Below are 22,087 nucleotides of genomic sequence, written 5' to 3'. Positions count from 1 at the left end.
GTATACTTTTTATAAATGCCTTCTTACAAATTTCAGTGCTGGATAACGATATCCGTTCTTTTCAATCGTTTCCGCATCCTCTTCCAGCGCTTTGTATTTGCTGTTCTTACGGGTACTGAGGTCGTATGCAAGAATCAGCTTTTCAAAATCATCCTCTGATGTAAGGGAAAGCTTTTCCGTATCCAGCATATCTTTCTCCATATGCTCTTCGATAAATTCTTCAATCTGCTTTTTGCTGAATCTGCGCTTGATCCGGTTCAATCTGAGCACATCTTCCCTGTCCAGATCATCCACTTCTTCTTCCGGTGCCATCTGACTTACAAAATCCTTCCGGTTTTTTCTTCGCTTATAAAGAGATTTTTCTGACAGGATTTCGACCAAAGACAGATTCATCTTCTCCCCCGTCTTTTGAATGACCTCTTCATAGTCATCCTCTGACATCCGGTTCAGGAGCTGAATAACCAGTCCCTTCGTGTCCCTCTCTCCGCTCAGAAGATAATTCAGTCTTGTCACCGTCGCACGCACATATTTGCTGTGCTCCTTATCCATATTGGAAATGCGGTGCTCGATATCATCAAAGCCTCTCTCGATCATATCCAGAAGTTCCAGCACATCTTCTCCCGTATCTCCGGTTGCACGGGCGCGCCCACGGATCTTCTCGATCCATTCCTCATCATCCCGCATCTGACGCAGACATTCTTTGATATCTGTCTTATAGATATAAAAATTATCCGAAGTCTTCAGTATATGGTATTTTTTCCGGACAATCTCTTCCACATATCCGTCCAGATGCTCTTTCAGAAGATCCCCGTAAAACTGCTGTTCCAGAAGCCTTGCAAAAAATTTATCCATGTTATGCAGCATATCCTGCAGTGCTTTGTTGAGCCGTCTGGTATTGATAAGTGCTGTCCGGAGCATATTCAGATTCACCCTCGGATCATTTTTAAACGAGAACAATGTCGCATAGACATTCTGGATATAGATCTCTGTCTCCTCCAGGTCCTCCGTAGAAAGCCGCTCAAAGGCATCCACAAATATTGCTGCATAATCCGGAATTACGATATTCGTCACCAATGTATTATAATCTTCAATTTTCTTCAGCCATCCTTTTCGGATCAGCCAGTTCAGAATCCTTGCCGACGGAGTCTCCAACATATCAAACTCAGTCTCATCTTCCTCCCGCTTAAGTTCGATCTGTTTCTTCATATACAGATCCCGAAGCACCTGAATACAGACTTCCCTGGTCAGGAAATAATTGCTGTATTGGTATTCTTCATTGATCGCCATCAAAGCCTCAATGTATGTCTCTCTGTTCACAGAACGGAACAGACTCCAGAAACCCTCCGGAATTTCAAAACGTAACTGCATGCCTTGCCTTTCTGTAAATTCATAAATTTTTCCATTATCTATAAGTATACCATATTCTAGTCTCTAAATGGAAAAAATTATTTTTCTTGTTCCACGAATATTCTCAGTAAACGGAAAAAGGAAACCGCAAAAATGATTCCTCATCTTGCGGTTTCCTCGTTTTACCTCTTCTTATACCATACACTCGTGGATCTCTTCTTCTTCAAGACCAATTCCCTGCATGACATTTTTCAGTTCTTCCCTGCATTCCAGTGGTGCGCACCAGGAAAGCCCGCATCCTGCTGAAATACTTCTCGGCACCGGAATCATACGTCCCTGTGCACCAACTTTTTTACATTCTTTTTCCATCGCCATCGCATCCGCTGTTGTGTGGAATGTGATGACCAGCTTTAACTCTTTTTTTCTCATTATTCAATCACAATTTCAAATTCAGAGCCCTTCTCGGTAGAAGTTGCCTTCTTTCCTTTGTCCTTCGCAAACTTCTCAATGTTCGTCTTCTGGTGAGGTTCGCTCACAAGAACCTTGATCGGTCCGTTTGCATTCTTCAGTGCCTCTGCGGTAAGCATCAGCGGTTCCGGACACGAAAGTCCTCTTGCATCTACTTCTTTCATATTTTTTACCTGCCTTCCTAGCATATCATATTCCTTATGGATTATCTATCCAAATTTTGTAACTTCTGATTATTTTGCCTGTTCTCTCTTGTTCGTAAATGCAATGATAAAGCATGCAATAATACAGATGATACAAGCAACCTTTCCGTTCGGAGTAACTGCTCCCGCAACAACCTTTCCAGTCTCTGCATTCATTGCGGTTCCGCTTGATGCAAGTCCGAAGTTATGGCAAAGTGCTGCTGCAAAGAACATGCCAAGTACAGTAACTGCTGAATCAGAAGAGCCCTGTCCTGCAAGGATCAGCTGGCGAAGCGGGCATCCGCCGGCAAGAACTGCCGCGAATCCTACTGCATACATGCCAAGGATATTCCACAGATGGTTGGAATGTGCAATGATTCCAGGTGTGTTAAATCCAAGTACGAATCTTCCTGTTGCCAGGTTGAAGATCAGCATTACTACAAAAAGACCTGCAATAATTGTAAGAAGATCAAAGTTCTTCATTAAGATCGCATCACGGATTCCGCCGGCGAAGCACATTCTTGATTTCTGAGCAAGTGCTCCGAAAATAAGTCCGCCGATCAGTGACATGATAATTGGTGCATGAAGACTTCCAGGACCTGCTTCACTTGCTTTGAGAAGTGTTGAGCAAGTTGCAAGAATCAGAATACCAAGCATCAATACCGGAAGCACTGCTCCACTTTCTTTATTCGTCTCATGCGCACGTCCAAGGCTGAATCCTTTTTTCAGGGCAAATGCTCCTGTTCCTACTCCAAGTACAAATCCAATCAGTGCTACCCATGCATTCAGGTCACCTGCTGACATACGGATTACCATACGGAGCGGGCATCCAAGGAAAATCAGGGAACCAATCATAATTACCATACCAAGGATAAAGCGGATCATCGGTGAAGATCCTGCTGTTGAACGGTACTCTTTTGTTGCCACTGAAATAATAAATGCTCCGATTACAAGACCGATGATCTCCGGTCTTGCATACTGTACAACTTCGGCCTGGTGAAATCCCAGTGCTCCTGCCGTATCACGGATAAAGCAGGCAATACAGAATGCCATGTTTGCCGGATTACCAAAGTAAGCCAGACATGCAGCTACAAGCCCACACAGAACCCCCGCAAGTGCAAGCTTCTTCTTTGAATCTGATAAATTCATTTTTCTTCCTCCTTCGTCTTTCTCTCATTCGTCATTTTGACTATTAAAGGCTTTTTTGTTACCTTATAATTATACCTTTTGCACAACTTTTTGTCCAATTCATAATTAAAATAGACCGATATATATATTGATACTATCAATACCATACCGGTCTTCTATCAATCTCTGATCTTATAAAATTTTACTCTTCTTCTGCAAGCTCGCAGACTGCCCGGATTGCAGTATCCACTTCTTCCTCTGTGTTATAGTGGGAAAAACTGAATCTGACAGCCCCCTGCTCTACGGTTCCAAGCGCCTCATGCATCCGTGGTGCACAGTGTCCTCCTGAACGAGTAGAAATCCCATAATCTGTCAGAAGTGCATCGCTGACTTCTCCCGAATCATAATCTCTGATATTCAGGCTCACTACCGCACAGCGGTCCATGCTGCTGAAATCCCCATAAATTTTGACTCCCTGGATTTCTTTTACCCCTTCATAAAACCGTTTCATCAATGCCTGTTCCTTTGCACGGATCGTATCAATTCCTGTTTCTTCCAGATATCCGATCGCAGCATCCAGTCCGGCAATTCCGTGTCCGTTAAGTGTTCCTGCTTCCAGTGCTGTCGGCATCTCTTCCGGCTGTGTCTTACTATAGGTCTGCACACCGGTACCGCCTGAAAGAAGCGGCCGGACATGAACGCCTTTTCTCACGTACATTCCACCGGTCCCCTGCGGTCCCAGAAGTCCCTTATGGCCGGTAAAACACAGAATATCAATATGCATCTTCTGCACATCGATCGGAAATACACCGGCAGTCTGTGATGCATCTACCACAAACAACAGACCATGCTTCTGGGCAATCTCCCCGATCCGCTCCACATCCACTTTGTTTCCCGTCAGATTAGAACCATGGGTACAGACAATTGCTTTTGTATTCTCTTTGATTGCTTTATCAAAATCTGCGTAATTCAGAGTCCCTTTTTCATCACATCCAAGGAATGTCACTTCAACTCCCTTTTTCTCCATCTCATAAAGTGGTCGGAGAACAGAGTTATGTTCCAAAACCGTAGAGATCACATGGTCTCCCGGATTTAAGATCCCCTTGATCGCAATATTCAGACTCTCCGTTGAGTTCATGGTAAATACGATCTGTCTTGCATCTTCCGCTCCGAAAAAACCTGCAAGCTTCTCTCTTGTGTCATATACGGTTCTTGCTGCTCCGAGAGATGCCTCATTGACACCTCTTCCTGCATTCCCCATTGAGCACATTGCTGCGGTAATCGCATCAATTACTTCCTGTGGTTTGCGCATTGTGGTTGCTGCATTATCTAAATATATCATATTGCTCCTCTTTTCATTTCCCCATATGTGCATCCGGATAGAAATCCTTTACAATCCGGATCAGATGCTCTGCTGCTGCAGGCAGCTGATAGTTTTTATTGTATACAAGGTTCAGATAACGACTGCTTTCATCCTTCTGTAACGGGAATTCCAGAACCTGTCCGGTCCGGATCTCCTCTTCTGCTGCAAGTCTTGATATGATCGTGATTCCAAGCCCACTCTTTACTGACCTTTTTATCGCTTCCGGATTCTCAATGCATGCTACTATATTGAGGGTATCAGGCATAATTCCTGCTTTTCTCAATATTTTTTCTGTTTCCTTGCGGGTTCCCGATCCTTCTTCCCGCATAATAACCGGTTCATTCTTTATCCATGTTGCTGTCTTATAGCGCTTCTGTATTTCCTGATAAAACTCGGTATTCGGCATGATAACAACCAGTTCATCCTGATAAAAAGGCATATATCTGCAATACTTTTTTTCAAGTACCGTACCTGTGAATCCAATATCTACCATATGCCCTGCTACCTGTTCAACAACACCGCAGCTGTCATTTTCTGAAATCCGGAACTGCTCATCCGGATAAGTCTCTCTGAATTTCGCCAGAATCGCCGGAAGAACATACTGTGCCGGAATCGTAGAGGTCGCAATTGTAATACATTTTTCCTCACAATGCGCATCCTTGGAAAATACCTGCTCGATTTCTTTTTCGAGTTCCACCATCTGGCGCGCATACTGATATAATTGCTTTCCTTCTTCCGACAATTTTACTTCCTTTGTATTTCTGACAAAAAGCCGTGAGTCCAGTTCTTTCTCCAGAGAAGAGATATGTGCACTGACCGTTGGCTGCGTCAGGAACAAAAGCTTTGCCGCTTTTGAAAAACTTCCCGACTCAGTTACCTTAACAAATGCCTCCAGCTGCTTTAAATTCATAAATATGCCACCCTCTCACTTTCTCCGCCTGTCTTCTTTGTCACCTTAATGCTGTCCATATATTCTAAAATCGGTTTCGCACTCTTTCTGCTTGTTGAGAACATATCTCTCACCTGTGCGATCGTGATCAGATTTTCTTCCTTCAGATGATTCTGGATTTTTCCCTTCGCTTCATCCATCAGGTGTTTCATTGTAAACATCTCTTCATTGATACGGATTACTTTTCCTTCGTCAATCATCATGAGAACCACATCTTCCGCTGTCTGGCGCGGAATTTTTCCAAAATCAATCTCTGAAAATCTCACAAAATCATATCCTGCTTTTTCAAATGTATCTTCGATCAGCTTCTCTGTCTGAAGATACATCGCGTCCTTCGGAACTTCATATCCCGGAAGTGAAAGATATTCTTCCCTTCTTCCATAGACATTTTCTTCCGTCATTCTTTCGATATACGCATCAAATATGTTTGGTTTGATCTTTTTCAGGAATGTGTTGTGAATTTCGGCTTTCTTCATTCCATATCGGTATGGATGCTCACTGTGATATTTCTGCAATGTCTCCTCTATCTTCTGACGTACTGCAAATTCGCTGTCTCTGTGCCACAAATATGTGTCCTTCTTCATTGGGAATACAAAGATTGTGCCCGATTCTTCCAGTTCTTCAAGATACTCCTTCAGTTCATCTACGGAATGTGCCATCACCTTTGCAAGCTCAGCAAGTGTGATCATCGTGTCGCCGTGTTCTTTGATCTGAAGCTCCATAACATCGCCAAGTGAACCGGATTCTTTTTTCTTCAGTTCTTCGATTGCCTGTGCATCAAAACGTTTCTTACGCACCGGATTCGGTTCCAGAACGATCCCGCCTCCGATAGTCTCCATCGGCGAATAGAAACGTACTACAAAACGGTCGCCTCGTTTGACCGCAATCTCTTCTTCCAGTCTGAGCTGTACCAGTCCCTCTTCTCCCGGTCCGATCTGCTCCTTATCCAGCAGAACAGCACGGCAGAGGATCTCACTCGTACCCGTGTATAAATGCAATCTCTCATGATTTGTAAGGATACGCATGGAGTCTTCCAGAACTTTCAGCTTCACATCCAGAAGATCTGTATTTTTCATACTGTTCTTCGGCGCAAGCACACACCCTCTGCGAATCTCCTTTTTCTTCACATTTGACAGATTGATCGCCACTCTCTGTCCGGCATAGCATTTGTCCTGATTCTGCCCATGTACCTGAATATTACGAATCTTGCACTCTTTTCCGATCGGATACATTTCCAGAACGTCTTCCCTGGTGATCGTACCGGAGATAAGTGTCCCTGTGATAATTGTCCCAAAGCCTGACAGGGTAAATGCCCGGTCAATCGGAAGTCTCGGAATAGTCTGTGTATCCTTTGCAACCACCTCATCCGACATCAGTTGCTGGATCGTATCCGTCAGTTCATCAAGCCCCTGCCCGGTTGCAGCCGATACTTTAACAACCGGTGCACCTTCCAAAAAAGTACCTTCCAGTTCTTCCTGGATTTCTTCCTCAACGAGTTCCAGCCATTCTTCATCGACCAGATCACACTTGTTGATCACCAGAATGCTCTTCTTGATCCCAAGGAGTCCCAGAATGTCCATGTGTTCTCTTGTCTGCGGCATGATACCTTCATCCGCTGCCACAACCAAAAGTACCAGATCCATTCCGACAACTCCCGCAACCATGTTGTTGATAAATTTTTCATGTCCCGGAACATCAATGATCCCTACACGGTCTCCATTTTTCAGATCAAAATAAGTAAACCCGAGGTCAATGGTGATCCCTCTTCTCTGTTCTTCTTCCCACCGGTCCGTGTTACGTCCGGTAAGTGCTTTTATCAGTGTCGTTTTCCCATGGTCAATGTGACCTGCGGTTCCTACGATAATGTTTTTCATAATAATTCTCCCAGCATCTCTGCTATCTTCTTAAAGTAGCAGGATTCAATTGTCCGCACATCCAGATAAATCGTGTCGTTGGCTGTACGCGGAATGATTGGCATAGAAAGATGCCGCATCTCTTCTTCCAGCTTCGGTACACTGATATTCTCCGGCTTAATCGTAACTGCCATACTCGGAATGCGTTCAAGTGGAAGAGAGCCTCCACCGATCTGTGATTCACACGGTTCCATCCCGATCGTTGCAGCAAGCTGTGCATTCTGCAGAATCCGCTTCAGAGATCTTGCACGCTTTTCCACATCCGCTTTGGACTCTGTGATCATACGCAGTACCGGAAGATTCTGGATTGCCTTTTCTTCTGATAAATATTCCTGTAATACCAGTTCCAGTGCTGCTGCTGTAAATTTATCAATTCGCAGTGCACGTGTCAGCTGATTCTTCTTCATCTGGTCAATATATTTCTTCTTACCGATGATGATTCCAGCCTGCGGACCACCGAGCAGCTTGTCTCCGCTGAAGCATACAACGTCCGCTCCCTTGCGGATGGAATCCTGAACCGTCGGTTCATAGGTCAGTCCGTATTTACTCAGGTCGATCAGCACGCCACTTCCAAGATCTTCGATAATCGGGATATCGTGTTCCTGCGCAATCGGAATCAGTTCATCGATCGTAACCGTCTCTGTAAATCCAACAATACGGTAATTGCTTGTATGAACTTTAAGGAGTGCTTTTGTCTCCTCTGTAATCGCTTCTTCATAATCAGAATAATGTGTCTTATTCGTCGTTCCGACTTCCACAAGCGAAGCTCCGCTCTGCTCCATTACATCCGGAATCCGGAATTTGCCACCGATCTCAACCAGCTCTCCGCGGGATACTACAACTTCCCCGCCTTTTGCCATTGAACTTAAGATCAGCATAACAGCCGCAGCATTGTTGTTAACCGCCATCGCAGCCTCTGCCCCGGTCAGTTTGCAAAGCAGTTTTTCAAAATGAGAGTATCTCTCTCCACGTGCTCCTGCTTCCAGATTATATTCCAGATTGGAGTAACCACTCACAATTCCTGCCAGTCTCTCAACATGCTCCTTACTGATCGGTGCACGGCCGAGATTGGTGTGGAGAACTGTTCCTGTTCCGTTGATCACCATTTTCATATTCGGCTCATGCAGCTTTCCGGCATGTCGTTTTATATTCTGCGTAAGCATCCCGATCTGCGCTTTTGCTTCCTCTTCTTCCTCGCACTTTCCGATAAATGTTCTGAGCGCATCCATCTCTTCACGAATCACATCCATCACAAATTCACGTCCATATACATCAATCAGATTCTGTATCTCCTGTTCTTCAAGCAGAATATCTACTTTCGGAATACTGCGAAATAATAAATTTTTATTCATTTTCTCCTCTACCTCTTTGGATTCCTAGTGCAGCCGAATCAGTTTATCGCTCTTTTCTGTTACGGTTCCGATCAGGGATACCTTGGTATCCAGCCTCTTCTTCTCGAATGCTTCCATCACGGCTTCCGCATACTGCGCTTCCACGCTGATGAGCAGCCCACCTGATGTCTGCGGATCATATAACAGATCGATAAAATGATCTTCTACATTTCTGAAATCTACTTTCTGATAAGAATATCCCTTGTTCTTGTAAGCCCCCGCCGGAACAAGGCCCATCTTTGCATAGCTGATTGCTTCATCAAGATATGCAATATCGTGAACATTCAGTTCAAATGTCACATTGCTTGCCTCTGCCATTTCAACACAGTGACCTAAAAGACCAAATCCTGTAATATCCGTACATGCATTTACAGGAAAATGATCCACAACTTCTTTTGCTTTTTTATTTAAAGAAGACATGACAATCTCAGCTTCCCTGATTGCGGCTGCAGATGCCATCTCTCCTTTGATTGCCGTATTAACAATTCCTGTTCCGACCTGTTTGGTAAGGATCAGCACATCCCCCGGTTTACATCCGTAATTCTTAAATATCTTCTTCGGATGTACAAATCCGGACACACAAAGTCCGTACTTCGGCTCATCATCCTGTACTGTGTGTCCACCAACCAGAACAGCTCCCGCCTCTTTTACCTTATCGGCTCCACCGGCAAGAATATCTCCTAAGATCTGTGGATCAAGACAGTTCGGAAATCCTACGATATTAAGTGCTACCTTCGGCTCTCCTCCCATTGCGTAAACATCACTGAGTGAGTTTGCTGCTGCAATCTGTCCAAACATATACGGATCATCCACGATCGGTGTAAAGAAATCTACCGTCTGAATCATCGCAATATCATCTGTAACCTTATAAATCGCAGCATCATCTGATGTCTCGATTCCGACGATCAAATTTTCATCTTCAAATTTTGGTAACTTACCCAGAACCTGGGCAAGGGTCTCCGGACCTACTTTAGCGGCTCACCCGGAAGTTTTTGCATACTGTGTCAGTCTTACTTTTTCTTTATTCATTGTTTATCCCCAACTTATACTTTGTATTTAACATGTTACCTACCGCAAAAAATGCGCACATAGACACATTCTATCATTGGTATTTTCTATTGTAAAGACTGCTTTTGCAATTCATACTTTTCTATGATCAATTCTCTCACATGTTCAGCCGCCGCCGGAAGTTTGTAGTTCTTATTGTATACAAGATTCAGGTTCCGACCGCTGCCAGCCTGTGAAAACGGGAATTCCAGAACTTCTCCTGACTGGATCTCATCTGCAGCCGCAAGTCTTGAAATGATCGTAATGCCAAGACCGCTTTTGACAGATCTCTTGACCGCTTCCGGATTCTCAATTGTCGCAACAATGTTCAAATCATCCAAAGAGATTCCCATCTTTTTTAATTGCTTTTCTGCTTCTTTTCTGGTACCGGATCCCTCCTCACGCATGATCAGAGGTTCTCCTTCCAGCCATTTTAAATCCTTCTGCTCTTTTACGATTTTCTGATATTCTTTCGTATTCGGCATAATAACAACCAGATCATCCTGGTAAAACGGTATGTATTTACAATTTGCTTTTTCGATTACTGTACCGGAAAATCCAATGTCAACCAGATGCGATGCTACCTGTTCAATGACAGTACTGCTGTCACTTTCTACGATTCTGAACTGTTCTTCCGGAAATCTCTCCCGGAATTTCACCAGAATATCCGGCAAAATATACTGCGCCGGTATCGTAGATGTTGCGATCGTAATACATCTTTCTTTCTGCTCTGCTGCTTTTGAAAACATTGACTGGATTTCCTGTTCCAGTTCGATCATCTGACGTGCATACTGATAAAGTGTCTTTCCATCCTCAGATAATTTGACAGTCTTGGTATTACGCACAAACAATCTCACTTTCAGTTCTTTTTCAAGTGTCTGTATATGTGCACTTACTGTTGGCTGTGTCAGATATAGTTCCTGTGCTGCTTTTGAAAAGCTCTTTGAATCGGATACTTTAATAAATGCTTCCAGCTGCTTTAAGTTCATAATTATTCCCTCTCTCTATTCGATCAAATTCGTATAAATACAACCTCTCTGGATTCCTTTATTTCCTTTGATCAAATCGCGCAGCCACATCCATCTTCTACTATCCGATATCAAATACCAGAGAGCAAAGTGCATCTGCCCGAACAGACAAATTCTTTCTGTCCAGGAGGTTACCATCTTCAGTTTTTAACAACTTGTCCAGAACCTGAACAAGGGTCCTTCGACCTGCTTTGACGCCTCAACATGATGTCCTTGTACACTGTGTCTCTCTGATATCTTTATTCATACTTAATTTCTCAACTTTTCTTAAATATTCTCTGTCCGTTATACGGACTTCTTTGTTATATAGTTCTCAAACTATGGTCTGATGATCTTTCCTGCTTCAGCCATAGATTCAACAATACTGTACATATTGGTTACACCACCAACAACAAGCTTGTCTTTTAAGTGATAGTAGTCAAGACATGTACCACATGTAAGAATCTCTACGCCCTGTGCCTCCAGAGACTTCAGATCTTCAATAGAATCTGATCCTTCTGTTGTAAGAGTAGCTCCTCCATTGTAGAAAAGCATCTTCTTCGGAAGTGTATCAAGCTGTGTAACTGCATAAATAAATCCCTTGATCAGGACTTTACCAAGTTCATCATTACCTGTTCCCATACGGTCAGAAGATACAACTACAATGAGGTCTCCCTTCTGATCCGGTGTACATACAACTTCTGCATCTGCTGCCGGTGCTCCCTGCATCTTGATCGTTACTTTGTATTCTTTTTCTCCAAGCTTTTCAGAGCTTACTTCTCCGCCCTGTTCTTTTGCCAGCTTTGTAACATTCTGTACAGCAATCTCATTATCTACTAGTACTTCAATTGTCTCCGGTCCTGTAAGAGCCTGCATTGCCTTTTTTGTTTTGATTACCGGAATCGGGCAGTTATCTCCCATTGCATTAACTGTTACCATAATATTCATTTCCACCTTTCTTTTACGTGAATCTTTTCACTTATAGATACATTCTATCACCCTTCTTCCCTTATGTAAACAGATAGTCCCGTTATTTTTACCAAAAACCAATTGTTATCGCGATAGCTTTTTGTATATTATTGCGATATTTTACATTCGCTTCTTGCAGTATCCTTTCTTCTATAATAAAATAGAAAAGTAAGACAGTATGTCTATAAATATGCATTGAGCAAAACTATAGAAAACTGAGAATCTATCGAAAAACGCTTCAGAAAGGATTTAATAATATATGTGGTTAGCAGATGGTTGGAAAGATTATGAAGTAATTGACTCCTCAGACGGAGAAAAGTTGGAACGCTGGGGGCAGTACATCTTGGTTCGTCCAGATCCGCAGGTGATCTGGGATACACCTCGCACAGACAAACGCTGGATGCATCCGAACGCACACTATCACCGCAGTAAAAAAGGCGGCGGTGAATGGGAATTCTTCGATCTCCCGGAACAGTGGCAAATCAGTTATAAGAATCTTACATTTAACTTAAAACCGTTTAATTTTAAACATACCGGACTTTTCCCGGAACAGGCAACCAACTGGGACTGGTTCTCTGAAAAGATCCGCAATGCCGGGCGCCCGGTAAAAGTACTAAACTTATTCGCCTATACCGGTGGCGCAACACTTGCAGCAGCTGCTGCCGGCGCACACGTAACTCATGTAGACGCTTCCAAGGGAATGGTTACATGGGCAAAAGAAAATGCTGTTTCTTCTGGACTCGGCGATGCACCGATCCGCTGGCTGGTTGATGACTGTATCAAATTCGTAGAACGCGAAATCCGCCGTGGCAATCATTACGATGCGATCATCATGGATCCACCTTCCTACGGTCGTGGACCAAAGGGCGAGATCTGGAAGATTGAAGACGCAATTCATCCACTGGTAAAACTCTGTACGAAGATTTTATCCGATGATCCACTGTTCTTCCTGATCAATTCTTATACGACAGGACTTGCCCCAGCAGTACTGACTTATATGATTGCGACTGAGCTTAAGAAATACGGTGGACATGTGGATTCACAGGAGATTGGGCTTCCGGTATCTTCAAATGGTCTGGTACTTCCTTGTGGAGCCAGTGGAAGATGGGAGAGATAAGATTGCGGATTTTTGATTGATACGTTTGTGGCTTCTCAATAATACAACGTTTTTCCGAATAGCAGAATCTCAATTTGTGCAATCATAAAAGATCTAAAATAAAAGAGAAGTGATCCGGTATGAAATGGATTTCTCCTGCTATAAAGCTTGTGCTTTAAAGAAAATCCTTTTCTAAACTCAGATTACTTCTCTTTTTTATTTTCCATTCTCCTTTGGGTTTCCCATCTGAAAATTTATTGCAGATGCTCCATCAGATAGCTAAGAAACGCCTGGCAACCTTCCATCACATCATCAAATGTCTCATCAAAATTTCCTGTATACCATGGATCTGCAATGTCTCTCGGACGATTTGTGTAGTCCAGAAGTCTCTGTACCTTGTGCTCCGGGTCATTTCCGATGATTCTCATAATGTTCTGTATATTGTATCGCTCCATGCAGATGATGTAGTCGAATGCGGCATATTCTTCTCTACACATCTTGCGTGCACGGTGATTGCCACACGGGATTCCTTCCTTGCGGAGCTTCTTTTGTGTGCCGCGGTGAACTGGGTTTCCATGTTCTTCATTGCTTGTACCGGCGGAATCGATGAAGAAATCGGACTCTATGCCGGATTGTTTAACTAAATGTTTCATAACGTATTCTGCCATGGTGGAGCGGCAGATGTTGCCGTGGCAAACAAATAGTACTTTTATCATACTCTTCAAATCCCTTCATAACCCTGTAAAGCCCTATGTTTTCAAGACTTTACAGAGTTTATATTTTTGTTTGGTCCTTATACAAGTCTTTATAATCCTATGTAAATCTACATATTTTTTTCGCCAAATGATGTAAAATGTGATGTAAATCAATTTCTATTTTTGCATTTTACATCATCGCTTTTTGAACTTTTTTCTATACATATTTACTCAAATTTCTCATATTTATGGGCTTCTTGATAATTATACCATACATTTAATATTAATCCTCAAAAAATCTGATGCAAATTCAAATGATGTAAATTGTTCAAAATACATCAATTGAGCTTCGTAATTCTTTTTACTTCTGCTCTCGCATCCTCAAATTTTAAGTGAGTATATGTATTCAGAGTTACGGATATATCAGAATGTCCCATCAAATACTGTAACGTTTTTGGGTTCATTCCACTCTTAGCCATATTAGAGCAGTAAGTATGACGGCAAACATGCGGTGTAATAATAGGCATCTGTTCCTTATAAATGCGATTGTATTTTTCTCGGATATGTTGAAAATATTTCTCCCAGTGTAATGCAACCATCGGTTTATTATTTTTGTCTAAATATAAAAATCCAAGTTTACCATCTATAACGGGTTCTACCTTTACTTTTTTCCGCATTTCTACTATTTTTTTAAAGCATTCATATACATCGTCAGTCATAGGTATCGTTCTTTCACCCGCTGTAGTCTTTGTATTGATAACCTTATATACCATCTGGCTATTTCTTTGCAACTGATGATCTATAGTAATGGTTCTGTCTCTCAAGTTGATATCTGACAGCGTCAATCCTACAAATTCGCTGATTCTCATTCCTGTATGGAATAAAATATATATCCCTTCATAATAACGCGAAAAATGTTTATCATTCTTGATGAATTCTAAGAATTTTTTTTGCTGCTTTCTTGTTATGGCATCTCGGGTAACGCTATCATTAACTACTACCGTCGCCAACTGAAATTCAAAAGGGTTTTTTAATAAAATATCATCGTCTACTGCCATTTGAAAAGCAGGTCGAACAACTCCACGCACTGAATGTATCGTACTATATCCTCTGCCATCTACCTGCTGAAGCTTGATTAACCATGCTTTTGCATCTGACTTTTTTACCTCATTTATTTTCAGTTGTCCAAAAGGCTCCTTTTTTATGATATTTATTACAAAATTATAGTTATTTCTGGTATTATCTTTAACACCTGTTTTCTGTCCTATATATTTTTGTACTAGCTGTAGAACCGTCATATTCTGCCCTGTAATAATGAGCTCTTGTTCTAATTTTCGCTCAATTTCTTTTATTTTTTCTCTAAGTGAAACATCCTCTCTCTTTCCCGCTGGAACTTTATCTGTTGTTACCAATTTCCAGCTATAGATTACCTTTCTCTCCCCAAATGAATTCGTATACTGGTAAATGTATTGCCCATTTTTCTTTTGGCTTTCTCCTGTTTTCAGAATTCTTCCTTTATTATCTCTTCTCTTTTCGGACATATATTCTCCTTTCATAATCCAAAAAGAGCCTTGAAATGATATTCAAATATTATCATATCAAAGCCCCTTGTTTCAATGACTCTTATAAACTTTCTGCATGTTCTAAAAATTCTTCTAGCTTCTTACGTTTTATTAATCTTTTAGAACCTATCCAAAGAACATATTCACATCCATCTTCGTCTGTTAACTGCCTCAATTTGTTTATTCCTATATTAGTAAAAGCTGCCGCTTCTTCCAAAGTAAGGTTTGCTTTTTCCCAAATTGGAACATTTTGATGTTTCTGGTTCATACATCCTCCTTTCCTATAAATCTCTACTGACAAATCCTCAAAATACAAGAACCAGAAAAACAAGTATTTTTTATATCTGTCATTGCCACGCTAGGGAGACTTTGCGTACTATTGTGCTAAGTTCTACACTAAATATAAACAGACTTTTAAGCCTATTCTGTATTTTCTAATAAACTTTTCAATACTTTCTCAAAATATATATTGTTCTGCTATAAGCAGAGTAAAAGTATCGTAGTTTGAATTTCTTTGAGTAAAAATTCTGCCATAAATTATCATTACGTATGTTTCTTTTTCAAACACTCTAACTAATTTTTTGTTCGCCCCATTGAATCTGAAGTTTTCCTTCCTGATCCACACTGGTTGTCATCAAAAGGGAAAATATCTGGGGATTGATGCCGAATCTTTCATATAGTTCTCCGTTTTCTAGCAATTGATTTTTCATAAACAGGTTAAGTTTCTCCTTCGCCAGTATCATCTTTAGCAGGTTCACTTCAATGGAATTTTCATAAATTAAAAATACCACCTGCTTAAAATTTCTGGACGTATACCGGATAAACCGAAAATAATACTGTTCCATAGCCGCATGATTGTAATGAAGCTCTGGTAGGATAATTTTATCCACATCATCTATATTCATAGATTCTGACAAGCTTTGCTGCGTAGAAAGTAATATCCCATTTTCTGTCTTTCTTAGTTTTTCTACAATCCTCTGCCGCTGCTTGCATGGAACTTTATCCCCTGTGATATAAAAGATCTGCCTTTCTGGAAATGCCTGCTTTAAATATCGGTAATAGGAATCTGCCACTTCTATTCTGCGTACTCCAATCGCAACCTTCTCATACTTCCACATCTGCAAAAGACGGATTGCTTTTTTTACCTTCGTAGGTACTTCATTGCTATCGTATTCGTATGCAAGAGAAGGATCTGCACATATCTTCAGAAGGAGCAGCAGTTGCTGCAAAATCCGAAACATGGAATCCTTTCGTGCATTGCCGTAAGCTGCAAAATACTTCCTGCGGATTTTATCAAACTCTTTTACTGCTATTCGATACACTTCTTTTTCCCTTTCGCTAAAAGAACAGGTTCCCTGGTAAATCTTATAAATTTTCCTTCCTACCACTTCTTCAAAATTTTTTGTTATGACTGTTTTTTCTAATAATTCATCTAAAAATGATGCATTATAAATATCCTGATTTGCCTTCTCCAGACCAAACACTGTAATCTTCTTTGGTAAATAGGAATAAGAAAACAGTTCATACCCTCTTTTATAAGCTGGAAATGGCTGATTCAAAAAGAAGTTCCTATTTTTTTCCATCTGTCCGTTTTTGAATCGGTAGATCCATTCATTCTTTGCCAGATAATGAATAGAGTTGTTATAAAGCAGTTCTAATTGAGGTGCTGCTTCTACCACGTTATTTCTTGTCAGTGTTCCTGTTGCCAGCACTTTATATCTGCATTTTCGAAAAACAGAAAGCATTGCTTTTGTACGTTTTGAACTTCCGTTGGTAATTGCATCACTTTCATCAAAAATCAACATGACTTTCTGACAGCGGATACGTAACAGTTTTTTCATCTCCCTTTTTAATTCCGTAAGCAGATTGATAGTCAAGAGCACAATCTGTCCTCTCTGTACCCTTTTTATGTCCTCCCTCTTCCGAATACGGTAAAAATCAATCTGATAGTCTTCCAATATTTCTTCCCATGTATTATTGATTGCCAGGGCTGTGCCGACAATGAATATATTCCGGACAGGATTATATTTCATTCTGTACTGCGCCATTGCCAGTGTACAAAGGCTTTTTCCAGTTCCCATAGAAAACTGTAGGGCAACGTATCGTTTCTGCAGCAGTTTATTCACTTCTTTTTTCTGTACAGCATTCAGATATTTGACCTCCCCTGTCATTTGACTTGTTACATGCCAATTTTCCAGATATTCTGCAATTTTGTCATCCTGCTTCATTTTCTCAAAAGATGTTTCCTGCAATGCAAATTCTCGCCGTTTCTTCTTTAAGAACTGCTCAAATCCAGGAACTTCTCTTTTGGATAATACAAAAGAATTGATAGAACCCAAATTCATATCGGTCCCATTTTCCCGATAATCCTTTTCTTTAAATCCATAAGTTGTCTTTACAACCCGGATTTCATTCCTGTATGTCATATTCGCAGAAGATAAAATCCCCTTTAATTTCCGTAAAACATCTTCCGGCTGTATTTTAATTTTTTCCCACTCCTGCCAGGAAAGTTCCTCCGGTTTCGTCTGCTTCAGGTATTTCTGCAAAATCGCTTCTGCCAGTCCAGCTTTATGAGCGATATTTCGATTTCTTTTGATATCAAACAAAAGTTTCACCGTTTTTTCCTGAAATACCTGTTTCTGCTTTGCCTCTAAATCTGTATTCTGACATTCAAAATAGATCTTGGCAGTATGCTTTTTCCGTTCCTGAAGAACCGGTAACACATAAGTTTGATAAATTTCCTGTGGCCGCTTCAGAACTTCCAACTCTGTAGTGTATGGTCTTTCTGTTACATACTGACTCTTTTTCTGCAAAATCATTGCTTTTGTCCGAAAAGATGTCACACCATACTCTTTGAATGCATCTGCCGGCAAAGAAAATTGTACAATCAAATTAAACATGTGATTGATTTCTTCAATATCCCCTTTATTTGAAAAATCATCTGAAAGGAAACTTTCCGGGACCAGCAAAACCAAAAGACCCCCGTTTTTCAGTACCTGATATGCTTTTTTGCAGTAATACATCTGGGAAGATACCGGTGCTTCTTTTGTTCCCCATTCCAGATGAAAGGGCGGATTTCCAAACACAATATCCCCGCTTAAAACAGGGGAATACTGCCGGATATCGCCATATTGCAGGTTTGCCTTCGGGTAGAGGTACTGGGCAATCTTCACCGCTTTCATATCAATTTCTGTTCCATAGATATTACTTTCTATGGGAAGATAATTAAAAAAATCTCCTTTACCATAAGTCAAATCATAAATTATATCCTTCGGTTCCGGTTTAACGCAGGCAACAAGAAATTCACATATTTCCGCTGGTGTAAAAAACTGTCCCTGCTCTATTTCTTTTTTCGCTTCTGTATAAGCATGAAAATTTTGAAAGTCTTTCCTGTCCAGTTCATGCAGCCCACCATTTCCCATATACACATTAAAAATATCCTCTGGTGTGACCCCATATAGTTCTGTTTCATGGTTTTCCACTAGATACAAAATTTTCGCATTCAAGTTTTGTCTTTGCTCCATTGGTATTTGAAGTCCCTTATCTCTTTTGTATTTTCCCATTAGGCCGCCTCCTTATAGCCGAGATACTCTTTGACAAAAGACAATGCATGTACACCACTGGCAAAAACAATATCCCATCTGCCATTTTTGAAATACTTAAATTTAACAACTTTCTTTCCAAGCGCAGGGTGTTCATCAAAAATCCCTTCTTTCTCCTTTTTCCCGCTATATGAAAAACTTACAAATCTTTCCAGCCAGCCATCATAAATAGAAACTTGTTCTTTACTGGAGTCAAAAAAAGTCAATGCCCGTAAAAGTGCTTTATATTTTTCACTATCCAGACAGATTTCGTATTCTCCCCAAAGATCTGTTTTGCTGCATAACAGGTTTTGAATGGACAGTTTTTTACTTTGCAATTTATATTTTGCATAGGTCACCCCTGCTTTTGCGTCTGTTTTAATCTCCTGCTCCACTTTCTCCTGAAAACTAAAACCGCCCAGATAAGAAAAAATATCATCCAAAATCAACGGATACTCAATTCTGGCAAACAAAACTTCATGAAGATTTTCTTCTTTCTGTTTACAGCATTTCTTCCTTTCTTCCCGATAAATTTGCTTCTCTTCTTCTGTTAAAGAACAAATCTGCTTATGTAATACGGGTTCTGCCAGAGTCTGTAAGGAAATATAGCGTCCATACGAATGGAGCTGTATAGCAAGACCATATTTCCGGTTAAAGAAGGAAATAATGGTTCTGATAAAATGATTATGTACCTTTTCCATCAGTTCTGTTTGTTTCTTTTTATCCATACAAATCAGGTTCTGTTGGTACACCCTGTCTGCATATTTCTGTACCTTTCCATAAAAGGTCAGTTCCTGCTGGTGCAGTGTTTCCATATCTACAAACATACTTAAAAAATGATTTCTGGTACTGTCATATAATTTTTGCTGTATCTGACAAAATTGCTGGTCTTCTTTGGACAGCCTGGTCTTATTTTGGATTTTGACACGTTGTAATTTTTCCAATACATCATTCATATCTCTGTTCCTTTCTCTTCATAAGAAAAGGCAGAAGAATGTTCTAATCCTTCTGCCTGTGTTTCTATTCTCTTAAAATTTTTATATTTCTATGCAGCCTTTTTTTCTTCTTCTCCTTTTAGAAGCCTTAATTTTTCTTCTGCATAATGAACAAATTCTACCATTTCCTGCGGATAACAAATCCGCCCTTTCCCCTGACATTGCACAATCTTCCCTCTTCTCCAGTCAACCGTAAAAAAAGGCTTATCCGGGTCGGTCTTTTTCCGGATAAAATACACATCACATTCCCGATTGGCAATATGAGGGATATAACTTCCTACACAATGTCCTAACGCCTGCCCTTCTTTTCGGATTTCCTGACAATTTTCAGGAACTTTTAAAAGATAATCCTTATCCTGAATTTTGGTATCCAGTAGTTTTATATCTTTCTTTAAAAGTTGGTTCACGGTTCTTCTTTCTTTTGCCTGTTTTCTTCTTTCCATCTTATCTTGTTGTTTTTGATACTCCAGGAAAGTCTTGTCGTGAACATCTTTAAAGTTTTTTGGAAACAGAACGTATCGGCTTTTCAGATCATATTCCAATTTTTCTGCCCACTCAATATAATCTTTCCAGCTTCTTATATACGTCTGATAACATTTCATTTCTGCATGACTGATACCAGATACATCACCGGACAACTTATATGCCTTTCCTTTTTCTTCTTTTTCAATCTGCTTTGCCAGATAACTCACAATTTTCCGAATAGATGCATACTGGTTTAATTCCAAGAAATCTCTATTACTCTCAAAAATTTTACAATATGCAAAAATTTCCTGTTCCGACAAATGGATTTTTAATTTTTCCATTTTCTGTAAAACGCCCCATTCTCTTATCCCCATATTATACTTACTTAGGATAGAGCAATATCGTGAATTTATTCCTAAGAAATGTCTTGTATTCGTTTCCTTTGTTTCTTCCCATTCGTTTGGAAGCTGATATAGGCATTCCAAAGCGATATAAAACATATTCTGCTTCACGAACTGTTCAAGCAATGGGAATTTTAAATATGTCTTCAGATAATATACAACCGGCAGCTCTACAAAACGATTATTTTTGACAAAATAATCTAAGGAGCAATATTCAAATGGTGTTCCTTTAAAAACATTTTTCAAATTATATGGATACACCATTCCAGGCATTTGGGTTATCGTCTGATATGCTTTTATCGTATAATTCAAATGATATCTGTAGTGAAAATACGGATCTATATATTTCTCTTTCCATACATTCTTATGAGCCAAACAGCTATAAACCGGGTAATAAAAATGGAATTTTTCCTGAAATACAGCCCGATAGTCTTCATGATAGGATAATGTATATTCTCCCGTACCATGCGCAGCATAAGATTTTCTAACTTCAAAATGACGTAGTATGATTCTATCTGATGCTTTTTCAATTTTAACTGCTTCTGAATAATCAGAAAAATATCCTGATTTTCCTTTTGCTTTAAAAATTGATTTCCGCTTGCAAATGGGACACACATATTCTTTGTTATGCCTTGGTATAGATCTCTCCAATTGATATTCCGATTTACAATGACTACATGTGCAATCTATCATCTTTCTTCTGGAATACTGATAGAAAATATATTGACTTTCTTTTAACACCTCGTATTCCAGCCATTTTTCAAATCTCCCAGTCACTGGTTTCACACTGCGAAATAGAGACTCTATATCTTTTATCCTTCTTTTTTTTCTTTTTAACGACTTTTCTGCTTTTCTTTTCTGCTGTTCTATCTGTATCAGTTGTATACTGTCTACGGCATCATCTGTACAATGAAAAAACTGTTGAATACTCCTTTTTTCCTTATATGTTCGTATCGCAATCTGAGATATAAATTTCTCCTTTTCAGCTTCCAAGATATCCAAAGTTTTTATAGACCAACGGTTTTCTTTTATAAAATATGTAATAAAGTCTCTATTAGAAAAAAAGATGCGACAGAACGGCTGATATTGCTCCTTTATAATGTTTTCCGCGTCATAAAGATTTAGGATTAAAGTCCGTTTATGTGCTACCGTAGCCTTTTGTACCTTCATCAGATAGTTTTGTCTGCAAAGTTCCATATATTGTTTATCCTTAATACCGGCTTCCACAACAGGTATCTTTTTAAGTAGTGCTTTCTTCATTTTCCTTCTCTCCATTATTATGAAATATATCATCTTCCAAATCTTTTTTTACAGGAATTGCTTCTAAAAAACAGGCTGGTATCTTGAAATATTCTGCAATTTTCTGAAGTTCCCTTTTTAATTCTTCTTCTGCACAAGCCATCTGACATAAGTAAGCAGAAACTTCTGCATTTTTCCAGTATCTTTCAAACTCACAGGACTGAAAAATATCGATATCATCTAAGTTCAAAATTTCCTGTTCCGTCATGCTTTCCGGGCAAAACATCTC

Annotated in this window: 19 protein-coding genes; 1 reads left to right on the top strand and 18 read right to left on the bottom strand. The window is 40.2% G+C overall.

The window, feature by feature from the left end:
* Window positions 1-9: 9 nt before the first annotated feature.
* The 11 genes from PG766_RS10315 to yedF form a co-directional block, all read right to left on the bottom strand.
* Complete coding sequence (locus tag PG766_RS10315; RefSeq protein ID WP_118217321.1) at window positions 10-1,368, bottom strand: Wadjet anti-phage system protein JetA family protein; 1,359 nt, start codon at window positions 1,366-1,368, stop codon at window positions 10-12.
* A gap of 171 nt (window positions 1,369-1,539) precedes the next feature.
* Window positions 1,540-1,776 carry a DUF3343 domain-containing protein gene (locus tag PG766_RS10310; RefSeq protein ID WP_008372464.1) on the bottom strand — a complete coding sequence of 79 codons (237 nt, stop codon included), beginning with the start codon at window positions 1,774-1,776 and terminating at the stop codon, window positions 1,540-1,542.
* Window positions 1,776-1,979 carry a sulfurtransferase TusA family protein gene (locus PG766_RS10305; RefSeq protein ID WP_022220208.1) on the bottom strand — a complete coding sequence of 68 codons (204 nt, stop codon included), beginning with the start codon at window positions 1,977-1,979 and terminating at the stop codon, window positions 1,776-1,778. Before PG766_RS10305 ends, PG766_RS10310 begins: the two co-directional genes overlap by 1 nt.
* A 69-nt stretch (window positions 1,980-2,048) precedes the next feature.
* Window positions 2,049-3,146 carry a YedE family putative selenium transporter gene (gene yedE, locus PG766_RS10300; protein ID WP_117834845.1) on the bottom strand — a complete coding sequence of 366 codons (1,098 nt, stop codon included), beginning with the start codon at window positions 3,144-3,146 and terminating at the stop codon, window positions 2,049-2,051.
* Between the two features lie 181 nt (window positions 3,147-3,327).
* A complete protein-coding gene (locus PG766_RS10295) occupies window positions 3,328-4,467 on the bottom strand; it encodes an aminotransferase class V-fold PLP-dependent enzyme (protein ID WP_118217322.1) in 1,140 nt (379 codons plus the stop codon).
* A gap of 13 nt (window positions 4,468-4,480) precedes the next feature.
* Window positions 4,481-5,398 carry a selenium metabolism-associated LysR family transcriptional regulator gene (locus PG766_RS10290; RefSeq protein ID WP_117823712.1) on the bottom strand — a complete coding sequence of 306 codons (918 nt, stop codon included), beginning with the start codon at window positions 5,396-5,398 and terminating at the stop codon, window positions 4,481-4,483.
* Entirely contained in the window at window positions 5,395-7,311 is a 1,917-nt protein-coding gene (selB, locus tag PG766_RS10285) for a selenocysteine-specific translation elongation factor (RefSeq protein ID WP_118217323.1), read from the bottom strand. The genes PG766_RS10290 and selB overlap by 4 nt, the downstream gene beginning before the upstream one ends.
* On the bottom strand, window positions 7,308-8,702 hold the full coding sequence (gene selA, locus PG766_RS10280; protein ID WP_118217324.1) for an L-seryl-tRNA(Sec) selenium transferase: 1,395 nt from the start codon (window positions 8,700-8,702) through the stop codon (window positions 7,308-7,310). Before selA ends, selB begins: the two co-directional genes overlap by 4 nt.
* Window positions 8,703-8,726: 24 nt before the next feature.
* The gene (selD, locus tag PG766_RS10275; RefSeq protein ID WP_117558478.1) at window positions 8,727-9,770 is read right to left on the bottom strand and encodes a selenide, water dikinase SelD; all 1,044 of its coding nucleotides are present in this window, start codon (window positions 9,768-9,770) and stop codon (window positions 8,727-8,729) included.
* Window positions 9,771-9,856: 86 nt separating this feature from the next.
* On the bottom strand, window positions 9,857-10,777 hold the full coding sequence (locus PG766_RS10270) for a selenium metabolism-associated LysR family transcriptional regulator (RefSeq protein ID WP_117558476.1): 921 nt from the start codon (window positions 10,775-10,777) through the stop codon (window positions 9,857-9,859).
* Between the two features lie 357 nt (window positions 10,778-11,134).
* Window positions 11,135-11,734, bottom strand: coding sequence for a sulfurtransferase-like selenium metabolism protein YedF (gene yedF / locus PG766_RS10265; RefSeq protein ID WP_117823709.1), 600 nt, complete (start codon window positions 11,732-11,734; stop codon window positions 11,135-11,137).
* Window positions 11,735-12,023: 289 nt separating this feature from the next.
* On the opposite strand from yedF, the gene PG766_RS10260 reads away from it, so the two are divergent.
* On the top strand, window positions 12,024-12,881 hold the full coding sequence (locus tag PG766_RS10260; RefSeq protein WP_270590784.1) for a class I SAM-dependent methyltransferase: 858 nt from the start codon (window positions 12,024-12,026) through the stop codon (window positions 12,879-12,881).
* A gap of 233 nt (window positions 12,882-13,114) precedes the next feature.
* On the opposite strand, the gene PG766_RS10255 is transcribed toward PG766_RS10260, so the two are convergent.
* The 7 genes from PG766_RS10255 to PG766_RS10225 form a co-directional block, all read right to left on the bottom strand.
* Complete coding sequence (locus tag PG766_RS10255; protein WP_215634498.1) at window positions 13,115-13,576, bottom strand: low molecular weight protein-tyrosine-phosphatase; 462 nt, start codon at window positions 13,574-13,576, stop codon at window positions 13,115-13,117.
* A 317-nt stretch (window positions 13,577-13,893) separates the two neighbouring features.
* Window positions 13,894-15,096 carry a site-specific integrase gene (locus PG766_RS10250; RefSeq protein ID WP_111919587.1) on the bottom strand — a complete coding sequence of 401 codons (1,203 nt, stop codon included), beginning with the start codon at window positions 15,094-15,096 and terminating at the stop codon, window positions 13,894-13,896.
* Between the two features lie 82 nt (window positions 15,097-15,178).
* Window positions 15,179-15,385, bottom strand: a complete 207-nt coding sequence (locus PG766_RS10245) for an excisionase (RefSeq protein ID WP_111919586.1) — start codon at window positions 15,383-15,385, stop codon at window positions 15,179-15,181.
* A 301-nt stretch (window positions 15,386-15,686) separates the two neighbouring features.
* Window positions 15,687-18,680, bottom strand: a complete 2,994-nt coding sequence (locus tag PG766_RS10240) for a DEAD/DEAH box helicase (RefSeq protein WP_270590783.1) — start codon at window positions 18,678-18,680, stop codon at window positions 15,687-15,689.
* Window positions 18,680-19,654, bottom strand: a complete 975-nt coding sequence (locus tag PG766_RS10235) for a hypothetical protein (RefSeq protein ID WP_270590782.1) — start codon at window positions 19,652-19,654, stop codon at window positions 18,680-18,682. Before PG766_RS10235 ends, PG766_RS10240 begins: the two co-directional genes overlap by 1 nt.
* Window positions 19,655-19,743: 89 nt before the next feature.
* A complete protein-coding gene (locus PG766_RS10230; protein WP_270590781.1) occupies window positions 19,744-21,210 on the bottom strand; it encodes a PcfJ domain-containing protein in 1,467 nt (488 codons plus the stop codon).
* A 589-nt stretch (window positions 21,211-21,799) separates the two neighbouring features.
* On the bottom strand, window positions 21,800-22,048 hold the full coding sequence (locus PG766_RS10225) for a hypothetical protein (protein WP_147344965.1): 249 nt from the start codon (window positions 22,046-22,048) through the stop codon (window positions 21,800-21,802).
* Window positions 22,049-22,087 lie beyond the last annotated feature (39 nt).

The organism is Coprococcus sp. LG101-27 (genome assembly GCF_027695515.1).
GTDB lineage: Bacteria > Bacillota > Clostridia > Lachnospirales > Lachnospiraceae > Allocoprococcus > Allocoprococcus comes.
The sequence above is the reverse complement of the archived record's forward strand: the minus strand, read 5'-3'. Positions and strand labels throughout refer to the sequence as shown.

What these genes read in the sequence shown, in the direction of transcription:
- PG766_RS10315 (WP_118217321.1), bottom strand. Translation starts at nt 1,368, where the DNA reads ATGCAGTTACGTTTTGAAATTCCGGAGGGTTTCTGGAGTCTGTTCCGT.
- PG766_RS10310 (WP_008372464.1), bottom strand. Translation starts at nt 1,776, where the DNA reads ATGAGAAAAAAAGAGTTAAAGCTGGTCATCACATTCCACACAACAGCG.
- PG766_RS10305 (WP_022220208.1), bottom strand. Translation starts at nt 1,979, where the DNA reads ATGAAAGAAGTAGATGCAAGAGGACTTTCGTGTCCGGAACCGCTGATG.
- yedE (WP_117834845.1), bottom strand. Translation starts at nt 3,146, where the DNA reads ATGAATTTATCAGATTCAAAGAAGAAGCTTGCACTTGCGGGGGTTCTG.
- PG766_RS10295 (WP_118217322.1), bottom strand. Translation starts at nt 4,467, where the DNA reads ATGATATATTTAGATAATGCAGCAACCACAATGCGCAAACCACAGGAA.
- PG766_RS10290 (WP_117823712.1), bottom strand. Translation starts at nt 5,398, where the DNA reads ATGAATTTAAAGCAGCTGGAGGCATTTGTTAAGGTAACTGAGTCGGGA.
- selB (WP_118217323.1), bottom strand. Translation starts at nt 7,311, where the DNA reads ATGAAAAACATTATCGTAGGAACCGCAGGTCACATTGACCATGGGAAA.
- selA (WP_118217324.1), bottom strand. Translation starts at nt 8,702, where the DNA reads ATGAATAAAAATTTATTATTTCGCAGTATTCCGAAAGTAGATATTCTG.
- PG766_RS10270 (WP_117558476.1), bottom strand. Translation starts at nt 10,777, where the DNA reads ATGAACTTAAAGCAGCTGGAAGCATTTATTAAAGTATCCGATTCAAAG.
- yedF (WP_117823709.1), bottom strand. Translation starts at nt 11,734, where the DNA reads ATGGTAACAGTTAATGCAATGGGAGATAACTGCCCGATTCCGGTAATC.
- PG766_RS10260 (WP_270590784.1), top strand. Translation starts at nt 12,024, where the DNA reads ATGTGGTTAGCAGATGGTTGGAAAGATTATGAAGTAATTGACTCCTCA.
- PG766_RS10255 (WP_215634498.1), bottom strand. Translation starts at nt 13,576, where the DNA reads ATGATAAAAGTACTATTTGTTTGCCACGGCAACATCTGCCGCTCCACC.
- PG766_RS10250 (WP_111919587.1), bottom strand. Translation starts at nt 15,096, where the DNA reads ATGTCCGAAAAGAGAAGAGATAATAAAGGAAGAATTCTGAAAACAGGA.
- PG766_RS10245 (WP_111919586.1), bottom strand. Translation starts at nt 15,385, where the DNA reads ATGAACCAGAAACATCAAAATGTTCCAATTTGGGAAAAAGCAAACCTT.
- PG766_RS10240 (WP_270590783.1), bottom strand. Translation starts at nt 18,680, where the DNA reads ATGGGAAAATACAAAAGAGATAAGGGACTTCAAATACCAATGGAGCAA.
- PG766_RS10235 (WP_270590782.1), bottom strand. Translation starts at nt 19,654, where the DNA reads ATGAATGATGTATTGGAAAAATTACAACGTGTCAAAATCCAAAATAAG.